Source organism: Sinosporangium album (assembly GCF_900100605.1).
Lineage (GTDB): Bacteria > Actinomycetota > Actinomycetes > Streptosporangiales > Streptosporangiaceae > Sinosporangium > Sinosporangium album.
The window spans coordinates 18907-34769 of record NZ_FNCN01000032.1; the positions used below are offsets into that span (position 1 = coordinate 18907).

A 15863-nucleotide genomic window follows, 5' to 3' on the forward strand; every position below is an offset into this window, starting at 1 on the left:
CGGCCCTCCCCGGCAGTGTGCCGGGGAGGGCCGCGGAGAGCCGAAACGACTAGGGCGTGTAGATGTAGACCTGGCTGGCGACGTCGGCGATCGCCTTGAGGTCGTCGGCGATGCCGTTCTCCACCTCACCCGGGTTGAACGACACGCCCACGGCGCGCAGCGCCTTGCGGGCGCGCAGGGAGTTCCACACGGCGTTGCGCTCGATGCCGCCGTTCATCAGACGCCAGGTGTTGCCGTCCCAGGTCTGCCGCCACGTCCACAGCACGACGTGCTGCACGCCGTTGCGGAGCGGCAGGTCCACCTTGGCCTTGACCGCGGCCTCGGCCGCGTCGCGGCCGACCTTGGAGGTGTTCCCGGCGTGCGCCAGGCCGATCTCGCGGGCGCCGATGTACAGCCCCGGCACGCGGGTCGCCCAGTTGCGGGTACGCAGACCGATCCAGTGGGCCTTGGTGGCGCGGTCGGCGCTGATCTTCCACTGCTGGTAGAGGCTGGTGAACAGGCCGCCGGAGACGTTCACCGCGTCCACCGCGCCCGTCAGCACGTACTGCTCGACGTTGGCCAGGGTGAGCAGCGGATACTTGGTGCGCATGGCCTGAATGCAGGGCTTGTTGGTGCCGCAGCCGAGCTCCGGGATCACCACGTCGACCGCGATCTGCTGCCCCGCGGGCAGGACGGCGCGCAGCTCCAGTGAGGTGTCGGCCACGAATTTGCGCACCTGGGAGGGCTTGGTGAAGCCGCCGCGCATGCCGAGGTCGTAGGCGATCTTCACGCCGAACACGCCGGGCCTGGCTGCGTGCTTGGCCAGCCGGGCCGCCGCCGCCTTCAACTGCGCGCGGCCGGCCTGCCAGGAGGCGACCAGGTCGGTCTCCAGCCAGATGCGCAGGCCGAGGGCGTCGGCCTCCTTGAGCGCCTCGCCGATGACGTCACCCGGTTCGGGCAGGGGCACCCGGCTCGGGGAGGGACTCGGGGAGGCGGTGGGACGCGGGCTCGCCGACGCGCTGGGGGACGCGCTCGGGGCGCCGGTGGGGCCCTCGGAGGGGGCGGTCGCCGCGAGGGGCTCCCCCGTGGGCGGCGCAGAGTCCTGGCCGGGGCTTTGAGCGGGGTCCTGAGCGGGCTCCTGCGCAGGGTCGGTCACCGGCTCCGGCTCGGCCCGCTCCCTCGGGGCGGCGTCGGCCGCGCGGGTGGGCAGCGGGCTGCTCAGGCCCTTGGTGTCGCAGGCGAAGTCGGGGTTCTGCCGGCACACGCTCCTCGGCGGGTTGGCCTGGCGCCCCCGCTCATCCTGGCAGAGGTACTTCCCGGACCGGCCGTCCCAGACGCAGGTGATCTTGCGGGAGCAGCTCTTGTCGTCGGCCTTCGCCGTAGAGGTGCCGTCGGGGTTCACGCAGAAGGTCGTGGGCGGCCGGATCTCGGCCTGGGGCGTGGACTGCTCGCTCCCGTCGCCGAGGACGCTGACGACCTCCAGGTTCGTGTCCGGCTCCACCATGTAGAAGGTGCAGCCGTTGTATTCCGCGCTTCCCTTCTCGTAGAGGTCGGCGCACTGGTCGGTCGCCCCTCCTCCCGGGATGCGGTCGGCCACGGCCATCCCGGTGGGGATGGACACGAGCCCGGTCAGGATTATCGCCACGATGGCGATAATCCATTCACGTTTGTGCAGGCGCATGCCGAGCTCCTTGATTCCTTAGCACTGGAGGAAATAGGCGAGGGTGATGGAGAAGCTGTCGTTCTTGGTGGTGCCCTTGTTGTCGCCTCCCCAGGTGATGCGCACCGAGTTGCTGAACGCCTTGCCGCAGGAGCCGGGCGGATGGCCGCTGGTGGGGGCCGTCAGGGTGAGTGTCGTGCTCGAACCCTGAGCGATCGTGCCGGCGTGCGGGGAGTAACCGACGGTCTGGGAACTCGGCGCGCTGGCGCTCCACGTGATGTTGCCCGTGCGTGCCGTGAGCTGGACCGTGCCTGAGCTCCGGTCCGCGATGTGGAGCGAGTAGGACGAGGCTGCGAGCTCCGGCGGAGGCGGAGGAGGTTGCGGCGGCGGGGCCGGCTTGGAGGAGGTGGCGGCGGTGGTCGGGCCGACGGGGGTCCGTTTCGGGCGGGGAGCGTTGTCGCCGGGCGGCGGAGGCGGGTTCACCCCCCGGGAGCGCGTGGTCGGCGACACGCGGTTCGGCGTGCGCGTCTTCGTGGCCGTGGGCTTGGCGTTGGCCCGCGCACGGGTGGAGGGGGCGGCTGTGGGCCCGCCCGCGCGCGTCGGAACCCCTGCCTGCGGCACCCCCGCCTGCGGCGCACGCGCGTGCGGTACGGCGGGAGCCGGGATGGCCCCGGTCGGCAGTTGGACGGCGGGCGAGGGGGCCGGCGGGGCCACATCGGCCCCCTGAGGCGGAGGGGGTGGCGCCTGGAGCTGTACGGGGTCGTCCTGGGGTTCCAGGATGATGGTCTTCGGGGCGCTGATGTTGGCGGTGCCCACGGGTGGCGCCGAGCGGGCGAAGATCAGGTCGCCGAGGAGCAGCATCACGAGCACGCCCGCGGTCGCCACGGCCGCGACCCGGCCGAAGCGGATGGCGGGGCGGGTGCGGGGCTCGTCGTCGTCGAGGTCGCTGAGGTCGTCTCCATGCCAGCTCTCGGGAGCGCGGGGCGCGCCGCCCTTACCGCTCGGGGCGGTCGTCTCGCCGCTCTGCCGCGAACGGCCGACACGACCGACACGACCGACATCTCCGAGACCGCCGGGCCGGCCCGGCTCCTCAGGGGAGCCCGACGCGTTCGCCCGCGCCGCGCCGACCTTGGGCGGACCGTCCCCGGACGCGCCGACCTTGGGCGAGGAGACCTTGGAATTGGACGACGGACCGGAAATGGTCTCCACCGGTCCGAAACCGGGCTCCGCGGGTTCGGGCGCGGACTCGTCGCCGCGGCGTTGTTCGGATTCTTCAGCGGCGGCGCCGAGTGACATGGGACGACGCTCACGGGGGAGGTCGTGCTCGTTCTCATTCCAGAACTCGTCGTCCCCGCTCCCTAAGTCGGCTTCTTTCTCGTGCCGAAACTCGGGTTTTGACGTGACCGAATCCCATTCATCCGGGTTATGGCCATAAGGGTGCCGCCCACGCGAGGAGTCAGACATGCCCGCCTCTCCTTAGCCCGCCAATCGGGGATGCCCATCAATCCCTGTAAAACAAGGAGTAAACGTGACAGTAGGCTAGCTACGGCGATTTATCTGCATCCATGCGGTTGCTGAGACGGACGGGGAATCGTGTCCGTTCCGTGATGGAACGTGTGGCGATGGGGGTCCGGCGGGCTCTTGTCCGCATCTCGGGGTTGTGGTATGGCGGGCGCCGGCCGTACCCTGGCCGACGGCTCCCTGTCGGGCCGCGCCGCCTGTCCTCCGGCGGCTGTCAAGGCTTTCGAGCGCCGGTCGAGAAAGGCCGACCGCCGGACGCTGACATGCCCTTGTGTGCGGCGACTGGCCCTTCGGCGCCCACGGAAAACTTCCCATAAACTGACATATCTTCCCTGACTGCCTCGCGTATTGTCACGAAATGGTCACAATGTAAGTCTTGTCATTTTTCCTTACTGACGTTGTCATTTTCCCCCGCCTACACTCCGCTTGACGAACTTGACAAGAATGTGAGCCAGTCAGTCAAGGTCTCTGGTTGCTCTTCGGTCAGGTTTTCCCTTTCGTCTCATCGGTGGAGTGGAGGCGGTCCTATGGCCGGGGAGACCCTGCCTCAAGTGGTCGAACGAATCTGCGCGAGAGTGGTCACAGCGGCGGAGGTGCGTGTCGCGCCGTTGCCGCTGGGTGGAGTGCGGATCTGGACGGAGGGATGGGAAAGACCCTCCGACCGCTGGATCGCCGACCATCAGATGCTGCGCGAACTCCGACTGGTGGGATGGGAGACCGCGGTCGAACCCGGCGTCGGGATCATGGTCCTCGGGTGGAGCGCCACCAACCTCGCCCACCGCGTGCACACCCTGCGCGTCGCCATCGGCGGCCTGCAGGACTCCCACCTCCGCACCGCCGCCGTGGCCGTCTCCGTGACCGAGGGCTACCGCGACGCGTTCCCCGGTTCGGCCCTCACCGACATCCAGCCGTCGGTCCTGTCCCACATCGCCACGCAATACCTGCGCTGGCCGGCCCGGATCGGCGACCTCAGCGACCTGACCCGCGTGGCCAGGGACTCGGTGCTCGCCCTGCTCCTCGCCCAGGCCGCCCAACTGGAGAACGAGGTCATGGCCCTGTGCGACCAGCACCTCGCGGTCGCGGGACACACCGTGGAAACCCTCTGGTACGGCCTCGCCCCCGGCGGCGGCTCCACCCCGCAGGAGGCCCGCCGTACGGCACTGCGCGAAGCCGGCCTGCTCGTCGAACGCCTCAAGAACGCGCGCAGCCACGCCAGTCTCGGCCATGCATCTGGCCGTGCGTCCGGCCGTGCGTCTGGCCGTGCGTCTGGCCGCGCGTCTGGCCGCGCATCCGGCCATGCGTCGTGAGACCCTGATGGCCTGGCTCCTGCTCACCCTGGCGATCGTGACCGAGGTGATCGCCACCTCGGCGCTGAAGCTCAGCGACGGCCTCTCCCACCGGGGCTACACGGTCGTGGTGGTGCTCGGATACGTCGCCTCCTACGTCGCCCTGGCCCGGGCGCTGAAACTCCAGCTCGAGGTCAGCCTCGCCTACGCCATCTGGTCGGGTGTCGGCACGGCCGCCATCGCGGTCATCGGGGCCATGTTCTTCCACGAGTCGGTGAGCGTCCTCAAAACCGTCGCCATCGTCCTCATCATCGCCGGCGTGGCCATGCTGAACCTCGCCCCGACGCCGCACACCGCGACCGGCCGCGTAGCCGTCGTCACGGCCCGGCCCGACGCGGCGGTCGCCCTGGTCAGGGCGCTCGGCGACCTCACCGGGGCGATCACCGAGCTGCGGGCCGCCGAGCCCTCCCGCGCGGTAAGGCCGCACAGCGTGGCCGACGCCGTACCCCGCGTCCCGACCTCCGGCTGACAGGAGTTCCCATGGGCCACACGACAACCGGGGTCGCCGTCCTCGCCGGCGAGGCGGCCAGGGCGCGGCGGCGCGGCGCGGTCTCCCGATCGCGCATCGCCCTGGTGGTGGCGGTGTGCGCGGGCACGATGGCGCTCGCCACGGCCGACTCGACGGCCGCGGTGCTGAGCCTTTCGGCCATGGCCGAACTCGCCGGCGCCCGCGTCCCCGCCGACCAGGCACCGTGGATGGGCGTCGCCTACCTGGTGCCGTTCGCCGCGCTCCTCCCCGCCACCGGGCGCCTGGCCGACCTGCTCGGACGCCGCCTGCTGCTGGGGCTCGGCCTCGGGCTGTTCACGGTGAGCGCCTTCGCGGCCGCCGTGTCGGACTCGTGGATATTCCTTCTCGCCGCGCGCGCCGGCCAGGGCATCGGGTCGGCCGCGATGATCCCCGCCTCGCTCGGGCTGCTGCTCTGCGAACTGCCCACCGCCCGCAGGCACATGGCCGTCGCGATCTGGAGCGGCGCGTCCGGCCTCGGCGGGCTGCTCCTACATGCGGGAGGGTGGTGGCTCGCCGACGGGTACGGCTGGCGCGCGCTGTTCATGCCGAGCGTCGCGGTCGGGACGGTGCTGCTGCTGGCGGCGACGGGGCTGCCGAGGTCGCGCGGGTCCCGGGGCCGCCTGCCCGACCCGCTCGGCCTGTCCCTGCTCGCCGTCGGCACGGGGGCGGCGGCGCTCGCGGTCTCCCGGGGCGCCGTGTGGGGGTGGCGGTCGCCGCTGTTCGCCGGTGTGCTGGTGGGCGGGCTGCTGCTCGTGGCCGCCTCCGTCCGGCGGTCGCGCAGGCATCCCGTGCCCACGGTGGACACGTCGCTCTGGAGGCGTGAGGGTTTCGCCCTCGGGTGGGCGGCCTCCGCGCTCTACGGCATGACGGCCTTCCCCCTGCTGATGGTCGCGCCCGCCTACCTGCGTGAGTGGGGTTTCGCCGCGGCGCAGGTGGGGCCCATCATGGTCGCGGTCTTCGCCGGGCTGGTCATCGCCGGCCCGATGGCGGGCTGGATGTGCAGGCGCGTCGGCCCCCACTGGCTCGTCTACGGCGGCGCGTTCCTCGTCGGCGGCGCGTGTCTCGCGCTGCTCACCGGCAGCGGCCCGTCGCCGCTGTGGCTCGCGGCGGCGGAGGTGCTCGGCGTGGGGCTCGGGACGCTCGCCATCGGGGCCTTCACCGTGGGCACGCTGGGGGCGTATCCCTCGCAGTACGCCTCGGCCGTGGGCACCCACATGACCGCCCAGCAGCTCGGCGGGATCGTCGGGGTCGCCGTCGCCTCGGCCCTGGTCGAGACTCCGATCCTCAGCGGGCCGATGGCGGGCTACACCTCGGTGTTCCTCGCGTGCCTGATCCTCTCCCTCTCCGGGGGAGCGTTCGCCCTCATCGCCATCGCCCTCTCGGGCCGCGTCGGCCGCCGTGCGCGACATTCCGGACGTGCCAGGCATCCGTCCCGGGAGCTCCGGCCCGGCCGCCCCACCCGCAAGCCCTTCTCCATCCGAGCTCCCCGCAACCCGCGCTCCGCGCGGCCCGCCCGCGTCGCCGTACCACTCGGACAGGCCGTGCCTCCTCCGCAGGCGCACGAGCAGAGCGACATGGTCGCCATCCCCAGGCGCGTGCTCATCGGCCTGCGCGCCGCGCTCGTGGACGTCGCGACCGTCGCCGACGCGCTCCTGCCGCCCGAGGGCCAGGCGGGGGAGCGGTTCGGCTGCGAATGCCACCCGGGGCTCGACCCGCTCGCGGCGCGCCTGGTCCACGAGGCGCTCGCCCACGAGAGCCTCACCGCCCAGGCGGAGGTGTTCCACGAGGACACCTCGCCCGAGACGGCGACCGCCCTCCCACGCCGAGGCGAACGGCGCAGCATCGAGACCGGGCCCATCCCCAAGATCGTGGACCTGCCGGAGAAGCCGGCCGGCGCCCCCGGCCCGCTGCTTCGCGTGCCGTCGTCCTTCGGCGCGGGCGGTGAGTCGTCAGGGGGGACACCGGGGGAGACGCCGGGGGCGTCGGGGGCGTCGGGGGAGACGTCGTCAGCGCCGCAGCATCGGAGGATCGATGCCTGACGCCCTCAACGCGCCGTAGGTCACCGACTGGTGCAGGTGCGTGCGCCGCTCGATCAGCGAGATCGTCCTGATGCCCGCCCGCCAGCAGTGCGCGATCAGCTCGTTGCGGCGTTCCCTGGCCCGCTCCTCGGCCCGCTGACACGCTTCCGCCCGCGCCGCGACCCGCGCCAGCACCGCGTGGGCGCGGCGCAGGAGGCGATCTCTGACCAGCGTGCTCTGCCGTACGGCTGTCGCCGCCTCGCCCAGAGCCGCAAGCAGGCGCTCGCGCTCACGTGCCACGCCCTCGCCGTACGTCTTCACGGCCCGCGCCAGGCGCGGCTTCCCGAGCCTGCCCGTGTGCACGACGACGCTCGTGCTGACCCCGGCGGACCAGCAGGCGACCGCGAGCTCGTCGCGCGGCTGCTCGCCGCGCTCCGCGGCGAGCGCGAGCCGTGCGAGCAGGCGCTCGCGCTCAGCGGCCACCTCGGGCAGCGCCGAGGCGACCCGCTCGACGCGCGCCCTCGGGAGCCCGCCGGTGCGGGAGAGCAGGCCCACGCTGCTCACCCCGGCCTTCCAGCACGCCGCCACCAGGCGTTCGCGCTCGTCGGCCGCCTCGTCCAGCCGCCTCGTCACCGCGGTCAACTCGTCCAGCAGGGTGCGCCACGGGTCCAGCGTCTCGGGATGGAGTACGGCACCGCGCAGCACTTCGTCGGCCGTCACCCTGGCGAGCCCCGCGGCCCGGCACAGCGTGGTCACCTCCCTGGCCCCCGCCGCGTGCAGTGCGCGCAGCAGGTCGGCCCTGGTGTGCTTGGTCCGCAGTGCGGTGCGCCTGGCGGCCCGCCAGCGCTCCGCCGCGCTCACCGCGGCGTCCAGGGTTCGCGGCACGATGTGCATCCGCACCGTGCCCTCCGCCCGCAGCCGTGCCACCGGCCGAGCCGACAGTACGGGATGCGGCGTCATCATCAGCCACGGAGATCCGCTGTCGGCCAGGCGGCGGCAGAAGTCCGGGAACGCGTCGGTGACGGGGGTATCTCGGTAGGCGGCGAACACCGATGGCCCCATCGGTGTGCTCGCCGTGACCACGGTGACTCCGCTCGGGAGCGGGATGATGTCCGCGAACCAGAGCGTCCCTCCGGCGTCGTGCGCCTGCCGCCGCAGTTCCGAATAGCGGTGGCGCCGCCACTGGGCCAGCACCTCGGGATCGATGCCGGCGCCCCAATGGCGCGGGTTGGCGGGCCACAGGCCGAGCAGGCGCAGGAGGCCGGGGATGCCGTAGCGGTCCAGGCGCACGCCGTACCGCGCCGCGATCAGGTCGCGCACCACGGCCAGCGTCCACAGCGCGCAGGCGATCCCGTATTCGCGGGGGTCGCCGGTCAGCACGGAGCTGATCTCGCTCATCTGCGTCGCGGACAGCACGTGCGGGCGGTCACTGAGCGCCTCTCGGTTCAGCGTCTCCATGTCGCCGGCCCACGGAAGCGCGGGGCCGGCCGCCCCGCGTCGGCACATGTCAGGCGGATGCCTGGCATTGGGTCACGATGCACTGTCAATCAAGTAGCACATCACGATCTGGGAGCGCAATTGTGTAGATGTCCAAAAATGTGAAAGTAGTGAGCGCTGGGAAACGGGAGGTGGAGGGGGCCTGATTTCCCCGCCGCAGGTTGGGGGCGGGGCCTGCTCGGGGCTTCGGCCTGGTCCGCTGCTCCGGGGTGTCCCGGCGGGGGGAAAGCCCGCTGGATTGCCACTGGGGCGATGCTGGATTGCAGCTCGGGCGCTCCTGGCGGGCCGCTGGAGTGGGCCGGGGTGTGGGCATTCCGGGGCTGTCGGGATTATGCGCTGGTCAGAGGCTTGGGGTGGCGCGGGGGCCGTGGGGAAATGTCGGGCGGGTTTTTGTGTGATAAATGACATGGAAAGTTTATGAATTCGATGCGCCGGGTGGGTTTGAGCGTACGCTCGGGGGTCGGTCCGGTCGATGCGTCGAGCGTAATTCGGGGTGGTTTGGGGAGGGGGCGAGGGTGGGGGTGTCGGTGGGGGTGTCGGTGGGGGATCGGATCAGGCTAAAGAGGATTTTTCGCTATTTGGTCGATGGCGGGGGTCGCGGCTGAGGAAGGCCGGCGCCGCGTGGCGCGGGATCGGGGGCGCGGCAGGGCCCTGACGGGCACGGCACCTCCCCTGAAGGCATAAAATCCCAGGTCACAGGGCATGCAGCGGAATCCCTACTCGCCTGGTCCGGCACGGGCGATCTCCGCGATGGCGCCGCACACGAAGTAGTCCTCCGGCGCGTCGAAGACCACGGTCAGCATCGCCACAAAGCTGAGCCGCGGATCGTTCTCGGCCCCGTTGAGCAGGTTCGCCACGTGCGTATGGCTGATGGTGACCTGGCCGCCCGAGGCCGCCGCCATGGCCGCGGCCACCTTCCGCGTCGACCATGGGCCGCCGTCCGGAGCGCGCGTCGTGCTCCAGAGGTAACGCAGTTTTGCGGAAAAGTCGTCCATGATCCCTTTTCTTTTTGTCCTATCCAAAAACTCACCTGCATGAGAGGGAGAGAAAATATCTGAGATCAGGGGTGTTCACTGTAGTTGACAGCCCCGGATCTGACCGATCAAAGTGATCTATCTGGCCATATCTCTGAGAAAACAGCACTCTCACAACCTGCAAAGGACAATGGTGGGTGATTGGGTAAGCACGTCTGACGATCGCGTACCGTCCCGTCCCGACCGCCCGTTCCCCACGGGCGACTGGTCGCTCGACGGGGTGGTTATGCACGGCCTGTACCACCGCCGAGGCGCCCCTGGAATACGCGAAGGCGTCGCGTGCTGGAACGGTCACCTGCTTTGGCAGTGGGAAGAAGTCGAACCTTCCCTTCCCGAGGTCAACCCCCCGCTGCTCAGCCCCTGGAACCTCGTCCTCGCCGAGCGGCTCGCCATGACCCCCGGGGCGACGCCGTACGGCGACGACGCCGCACACTGGGCCAACGCCTGGAAGGCGCAGGCGCTTCTGCGGGGCTGGGTGCCGTACGCCTCCTTCAGCCTCGACGGGCCCGACGCGCTCTCCTGGTGCGAACGCGCCGGCGCCGCGGGGCTCATCTACACCTTCGAACGGGAGGAGTACGTAGAGGAGGGGAGGCTGCGCAACGACCGCCTGCACATCATCGCCGGGCGTTCCCAGACCTACGGCGAGCTGTTCGACATCTCCTCCATAGTCACGCGATATCGCGCCGCGCTCCCGCGTGACCTGGCCGAAGCCCAGGTCAGGCCCCTCGAACAGCACCGGGACGTGCCGGTGGCGACCTACGTCTCGGCCACGGAGCGCCTGCTCGAACGCGCGCCGCGCGCGGTGCAGGGGTTGACGCTCGGCCATCCCCTTGAGATGACGATCATGCATGTCGTGGACTCTGTTCCGATCGTCGTCGCTCTGCGATCCACGGCCGACCCGGGAGACGCGGCCACGCTCCCCGCGGAAGCCCTGTGGCGGCCTCCGGTCGCCCGGCTGGAGAGAACCGCCCTCCCGCGGTGCCGCCACTTGGGCGACCACGAGAAGATTGGAGCCGCCGGCAGCCTTGTGCTGGCCGGCGAACTACTGGCCTTCGTCCAGGCCCACTGGCCCGCCGAACTGCTCTCCTCGACCGTGCGGAGCGTCGCCGAGCTCGGGACGCGCGGCTACGTTCTGGCCACCGCGTACACGCACTATCTGATCACGCCGATCCCCGCGCGCCGCCTGCTCAGCCCGGAGCTGCACGACTACATCTGCTGCCTGCTCCGGGGCCTGGGGCGCTCGCCGGAGTCGCTGCACCTGGACGCGGAGGTCAACCGGGCCTTCCTCCAGTCCATATAGGCGCCCGCGCACCGGAGTCGTCACGGGCTATGGGGAGGAAGGGGCACGGGAGGGGAGCACGGGAGGGGAGCCGGATCCGGGGTCAGCGCAGAGCGATATCGATGTCGGCCACCGCCTGCAGCGCCGCGTCCCGGAGGCGGCGCAGCGCCAGGGTGACGTCGAGGTCCGGCCTGTCGTTCAGGGGATGCCCGCCGGGGCCGGAGGGTTCGGCGGCCGGGAACCGGCCCGGCTCGACGACGATGGGGAACTGGACCGTCGCCACGTCGTCCGGCGTGGCGTGGCGGGGTAGGGCATGGGCCCCGTTTGCCGCCAGGACGGGCGGCACATCATCGGGGAACGGGAAATCGGGGTCCGGTCTCGCGTGCCGGCCCCGGGGCAGCGCCCGGGCCGCCCCTTCCAGCTCTATGGCTGTCATGGTGCGTCTCCTCACCGTGACTACGGCAAATCATCGTGGATTTGACAGGCCTGAGTCAGGTACTCGGACTGATCGTAGACACTGTGGCCGTATGTGCGGCAGTCCCATGCCCATATGACAAAGCGATGTGATCCAAACGTGATCCGGCATTACCGCCTGATTCGGGCATTGCTCGCCCGTTGTCACACAGACGCTCATATTTCGGGCTTTGGGGTTGGGTCTGGGGGTTAGTGCTTGAGGGGGCCTGGGGTCAGGAAGGGGGCGGCGGCAACTCCGTCGGGCCCATCCCCGGATCGGGGTTCCCGTACGGCGGAGGCGGCGGAGGCGCCACCGTCGGTCCCGTGTACGGGACCCGCGTAGTCCTCGGCTTGGGCTTCGAGGTCGGGCGCGGGGAAGTTGAACGCGGGGACGTTGCCCTTGTGGGCGTCGGCGCCGTACGCGGCTGGGCGGGGGCCGCGGTGGGGCGTGTCGCCGGCGGACGTGAAACCGGCCGGGCGGAGGGGCGTGTCTCGGGGCGTGTCCGCCCGCGTGTCTCCGGACGCGTTTCCTGAGGCAGGGACGGGACGGGCGGGGCGGCGGCCTCCGGCAACGGGGGCGGCGTGTCGATCAGCGGGGTGGGCGCGGTCGGCTCCGCCGCCACGCTCGGCGCCGGCATCGACGACGGGGACTCCGCCAGCTTCCGTCCTGGGTCCGCCTGCGGATCCGGCCAGCCCAGCCACACGCCGAACGCGATGGCCGCCACCACGCCGGCCACCGCCGCCAGCGGGAGCAGCTTCGGCTTGCGCTTCGGCCGCTCGCCCGGAGGGGGAGGCGGCTCCTCGTCGTCGTCCTGCCAGGTGTCCCAGGCGCGCCAGATGTCGTCCTCGGCGCCGTCGGAGGACTTGGGTCTGCCGTAGGGCGGCCGCAGCCGTACCTTCGGCCGGTCCGCGTGCTCCTCGGCCATCCGTGTCCTTCCGGGGGGTGCGTACGCGCCTACCGATCCGATTTTCGCGCAAGATTAACCAAGTAACCACGACATGTGCATCATGTGTCCCAATTGCAGCAGAATTCCTGACATTCGCTGCGCGGGCGCCGCTGGCCGACTCTGGTGGAGCCACACACACGGCCTCGCAAGGTCGGTCATTCGGCTGAAAAATGTCCGGCTGGCCATGGCACCGAGACAGCCCGGACACGGCAAAAGCACGCTTACTTCATGCCAGGGCGGCAAGATCGCCTTTGGACGGGCGCTCAGCCCTGGCGCGCAAACATCCGAAGATCATCCCACGGCCGGTGTCACACCAGGACCACTGTCGGTTCCGGAGGCGGATGAGCGGGGACCGCAGACCCGGCGCGCCGCGATAACCACAGGAACCACAGGGGGAAGAAGTGGCTGTACGGAGCATTCGACCCGCCGCCGCATACGCGGCGGCGGCTCTACTGACAGTGGCGCTGCTCGCCGGGTGCGGCGGCAACAAACCCACCACTCTGACACCCGAAGGAGCGGTCGCCGCCAACCCGGCGGCCGTCGCCACGCCGACGGTGGGCGGCGGCGACGGGGAATACCACTCCCCATGCCCCACCGGAGGCAACGCCCGGCCGTTCGCCAAGACCCGCTTCGCGGTACACGCGGGTCTCGCGCTCGGCGCCTTCCACCGCTACATCTACAAGCCCCTGCGCAGCGGCGGCTTCCAGGCCGGAGCGGAAAAGCGCAAACGCACCTTCCTGAAGGCCGCGGTGGCGGGCTTGTTCGCGCTGCACGAACTGAGGGTCGCCAAAGGCTTCGCCGCGAGCAACCCGACACTCTGCAAGGCCGTCGAAGGCGTGACCAGCAAGTTCACCGCCCTCACCGACAAACTGAAAGGTGGCACCGCCACACCGGAGGATCTCGCCGCGAGCAAGAGCTCCATCGACGGCCTCCAGGGCGACGCCGGTAAATCCGGCTTCCCGTTCAAGGAGCAGAACGTCACCCTCCCCGGCGCCTCCTGACACCGGGTCCAGCGGCACTGTCACCCATCCGGCCCCGTCACTCACCCTGTCGGGGCCACCCCCAAGCTAGGGGAGGGGGAATGGAAATGTACTCCTCCGTGGATGTCTCTGGCTTGCACCACGTCGGCTGCGGACCCGGAGATCTCCGAGCGGGTGCCGTGTTCTCGGCTCTCGTTCACTCGGTGGCCTCTGTTTCTCCCGTACAGAACGCGTCCGAGGGTGGGTTCTCAGGACCTGGGGGCGGTAGGTGATCGGTTTGTCGCGGGCGTCGTTCTCTATGCCGGGCAGCAGACCCTTTCCTTTGGCGGAGGCATTCGAGCTGTGCCCCTGGACGCGTTGTGGCGTCTGTCGCCGTGATGGGCGGTCAGCAGATGCGGGGGAGGGGGTCGCCGACGAGGAGGTCGGCGATGCGGGTGCCGCCGAAGGCGGTGCGGAGGAGGACGAGGCCGGGCGGGTCCTCGGTGAGGTGGCCGATGACGGCGGCGCCGTGGCCGAGGGGGTGGGCGTGGAGGGCGGCGAGGGCGGCCTGGGCGGCGTCCGGGGCGACGGCGATGACCATGCGGCCTTCGCAGGCGACGTAGAGCGGGTCGATGCCGAGGAGTTCGCAGGCCCCGCGTACGGCGGGGCGCACGGGGACGGCGTCCTCGTCGATGACGGCCGCCACGCCGGCGGCGACGCAGATCTCGTTGAGGACGGTGGCGACACCACCCCGGGTGGCGTCGCGCAGGGTGTGCAGGTGGGTGCCGCAGGTGTCGATGAGTGCGGCGGTGAGGGCGGCGAGGGGGGCGGTGTCGGAGGTGATGTCGGCGTGGATGTCGAGTTCGCCGCGGGCGAGCATGACGGTGATGCCGTGGTCGCCGATGGGTCCGGAGACGATGAGGGCGTCGCCGGGGCGGGCGGCCACGGCGCTGGGGCGTACGGGGTGGTCGAAGACGCCGAGGCCGGCGGTGGTGATGTAGCAGCCGTCGGCTTTGCCGCGTTGGACGACCTTGGTGTCGCCGGTGATGATCTGCACGTCCGCGGCGTGGGCGGCGGCGGCCATGGAGGCGGTGATGCGGCGCAGGTCGGCGATGGGGAAGCCCTCTTCGAGGATGAACCCGGCGGACAGGTGCCGGGGGCGGGCGCCGCACATGGCGAGGTCGTTGACGGTGCCGTTGACGGCGAGGTCGCCGATGTCACCACCGGGGAAGAACAGGGGCGTCACGACGTAGGAGTCGGTGGTGAAGGCATGGTCGCCGACGACGGCGCCGTCGCCGAGGGGGTCGAGGTGCGGGTTGTGGAAGGCGTCGAGGAAGACGGCGTCGATCAGGGTCTGTGAGGCTTTGCCGCCGGCCCCGTGGCAGAGGGTGATGTGGTCCTCTCGCAGGCGGGCCTTGCGGCGGCGCACGCGGTCGATGCGCTCCAGCACCTGCTGTTCGCGGGTGGCGGCTTCGCGGGTGGTGTCGGCGTCTTCGGGGATGGCGGTCATGGCTGTACTCCCTGGGCCGTGCTGTGCCGTACGGTCGCCTCTTTCACCCGTGAGCGGGTGAACCTCCCGAAGTTGTAGTACGCGGCGCACGCGCCTTCGGAGGACACCATGCAGGTGCCGATGGGCGTCTCCGGGGTGCACGCCGTACCGAAGACCTTGCACTCCCACGGTTTGAGCACGCCTTTGAGCACTTCGCCGCATTGGCATGCCTTGGGGTCGGCGACGCGGCCCCCGGGGACCTGAAAGAGGTGTTCGGCGTCGAGGTCGGCGTAGGTGTTCTTCATGCGCAGCGCCGAGTGGGAGATGAAGCCGAGTCCGCGCCATTCGAAGTACGCCCGGGGCTCCATGACCTCGTTGATGACGTCGAGCGCCTTGAGGTTGCCCTCCCAGGGCACGACCCGCGCGTACTGGTTCTCCACCTCGGACCGGTTCTCGGCGAGCTGGCGAAGGATCATGTAAATCGACTGGAGGATGTCCAGCGGTTCGAACCCCGCGACGACGAGGGGTTTGCCGTAGTCGCGGGCGATGAACTCGTACGGGGCGCATCCGATGACGGAGGACACGTGGCCTGGTCCGATGAAGCCGTCGAGCCGCAGGTCGGGTGAGTCGAGGATGGCCTTGATGGCCGGAATGATGGTGACATGGTTGCAGAAGACGGAGAAGTTGCCGATGCCTTCGGTTCGGGCGCGTAGTGCCGTCATCGCGGTCGAGGGCACGGTGGTCTCGAAGCCGATGGCCATGAAGATCACGTGTTTGGCGGGGTTGTCGCGCGCGATCCGGAGGGCGTCCAGGGGGCTGTAGACCATGCGGATGTCGGCGCCTTTGGCGTTGGCGTCGAAGAAGGAGCCGTCACCGCCGGGCACGCGCATCATGTCCCCGAACGAGGTCATGATCACGTCGGGCTGTCCGGCGAGGTGGATGGCGTCGTCGACCCTTCCCATCGGGATGACGCATACCGGGCAGCCGGGTCCGTGGATGAGGGTGATGGCCTCGGGAAGGTAGTCCTCCAGGCCGTGTTTGTAGATGGTGTGCGTGTGACCTCCGCACACTTCCATGAACTTGTACGTCCGCCCGGGTTCGCAGAGAGCGGCGATGCGCCCGGCAAGTGCCCGGGCCTTATCTGAATCCCGATATTCATCGACAAAGCGCATC

The 15863-nt window shown here is 70.4% G+C and carries 13 protein-coding genes; 5 read left to right on the plus strand and 8 right to left on the minus strand.

Features of this window, described 5'->3' with window-relative positions; all coding sequences use genetic code 11:
* Nucleotides 1–49: 49 nt before the first annotated feature.
* Together BLQ73_RS24825 and BLQ73_RS24830 are read right to left on the minus strand one after the other, a co-directional pair.
* Nucleotides 50–1660: a hypothetical protein gene (locus BLQ73_RS24825; RefSeq protein ID WP_093173921.1), complete on the minus strand. Its 1611-nt coding sequence runs from the start codon at nucleotides 1658–1660 to the stop codon at nucleotides 50–52.
* A gap of 18 nt (nucleotides 1661–1678) precedes the next feature.
* Nucleotides 1679–2935, minus strand: coding sequence for a hypothetical protein (locus BLQ73_RS24830; RefSeq protein WP_093173923.1), 1257 nt, complete (start codon nucleotides 2933–2935; stop codon nucleotides 1679–1681).
* 752 nt (nucleotides 2936–3687) lie between these two features.
* On the opposite strand from BLQ73_RS24830, the gene BLQ73_RS24835 reads away from it, so the two are divergent.
* From BLQ73_RS24835 to BLQ73_RS24845, 3 genes are read left to right on the plus strand one after another with little or no spacing between them, the layout of a single operon-like run.
* The gene (locus tag BLQ73_RS24835) at nucleotides 3688–4467 is read left to right on the plus strand and encodes a hypothetical protein (RefSeq protein WP_093173925.1); all 780 of its coding nucleotides are present in this window, start codon (nucleotides 3688–3690) and stop codon (nucleotides 4465–4467) included.
* A complete protein-coding gene (locus BLQ73_RS24840) occupies nucleotides 4457–4975 on the plus strand; it encodes a DMT family transporter (protein WP_245691367.1) in 519 nt (172 codons plus the stop codon). Before BLQ73_RS24835 ends, BLQ73_RS24840 begins: the two co-directional genes overlap by 11 nt.
* A gap of 11 nt (nucleotides 4976–4986) precedes the next feature.
* Complete coding sequence (locus BLQ73_RS24845) at nucleotides 4987–7053, plus strand: MFS transporter (protein WP_093173929.1); 2067 nt, start codon at nucleotides 4987–4989, stop codon at nucleotides 7051–7053.
* Here the strand turns inward: BLQ73_RS24845 and BLQ73_RS24850 are convergent.
* Entirely contained in the window at nucleotides 7021–8490 is a 1470-nt protein-coding gene (locus BLQ73_RS24850) for a winged helix-turn-helix domain-containing protein (RefSeq protein ID WP_176955659.1), read from the minus strand. The genes BLQ73_RS24845 and BLQ73_RS24850 overlap by 33 nt on opposite strands.
* 755 nt (nucleotides 8491–9245) lie before the next feature.
* Nucleotides 9246–9524 carry a hypothetical protein gene (locus BLQ73_RS24855; RefSeq protein WP_093173933.1) on the minus strand — a complete coding sequence of 93 codons (279 nt, stop codon included), beginning with the start codon at nucleotides 9522–9524 and terminating at the stop codon, nucleotides 9246–9248.
* 265 nt (nucleotides 9525–9789) lie between these two features.
* On the opposite strand from BLQ73_RS24855, the gene BLQ73_RS24860 reads away from it, so the two are divergent.
* The gene (locus BLQ73_RS24860; protein ID WP_093173935.1) at nucleotides 9790–10863 is read left to right on the plus strand and encodes a hypothetical protein; all 1074 of its coding nucleotides are present in this window, start codon (nucleotides 9790–9792) and stop codon (nucleotides 10861–10863) included.
* Nucleotides 10864–10945: 82 nt separating this feature from the next.
* On the opposite strand, the gene BLQ73_RS24865 is transcribed toward BLQ73_RS24860, so the two are convergent.
* Nucleotides 10946–11278 (minus strand): hypothetical protein, encoded by a 333-nt coding sequence (locus BLQ73_RS24865; protein WP_093173937.1) that lies wholly within the window; start codon nucleotides 11276–11278, stop codon nucleotides 10946–10948.
* Between the two features lie 250 nt (nucleotides 11279–11528).
* Nucleotides 11529–12221, minus strand: coding sequence for a hypothetical protein (locus tag BLQ73_RS31705; RefSeq protein WP_143020425.1), 693 nt, complete (start codon nucleotides 12219–12221; stop codon nucleotides 11529–11531).
* A 422-nt stretch (nucleotides 12222–12643) separates the two neighbouring features.
* On the opposite strand from BLQ73_RS31705, the gene BLQ73_RS24875 reads away from it, so the two are divergent.
* Nucleotides 12644–13243 (plus strand): hypothetical protein, encoded by a 600-nt coding sequence (locus BLQ73_RS24875; protein ID WP_143020426.1) that lies wholly within the window; start codon nucleotides 12644–12646, stop codon nucleotides 13241–13243.
* A gap of 364 nt (nucleotides 13244–13607) precedes the next feature.
* On the opposite strand, the gene hypE is transcribed toward BLQ73_RS24875, so the two are convergent.
* Nucleotides 13608–14711, minus strand: coding sequence for a hydrogenase expression/formation protein HypE (gene hypE / locus BLQ73_RS24880; RefSeq protein ID WP_093173944.1), 1104 nt, complete (start codon nucleotides 14709–14711; stop codon nucleotides 13608–13610).
* Nucleotides 14708–15862, minus strand: coding sequence for a hydrogenase formation protein HypD (gene hypD, locus BLQ73_RS24885; RefSeq protein WP_093173946.1), 1155 nt, complete (start codon nucleotides 15860–15862; stop codon nucleotides 14708–14710). Before hypD ends, hypE begins: the two co-directional genes overlap by 4 nt.
* Nucleotide 15863: the final 1 nt, after the last annotated feature.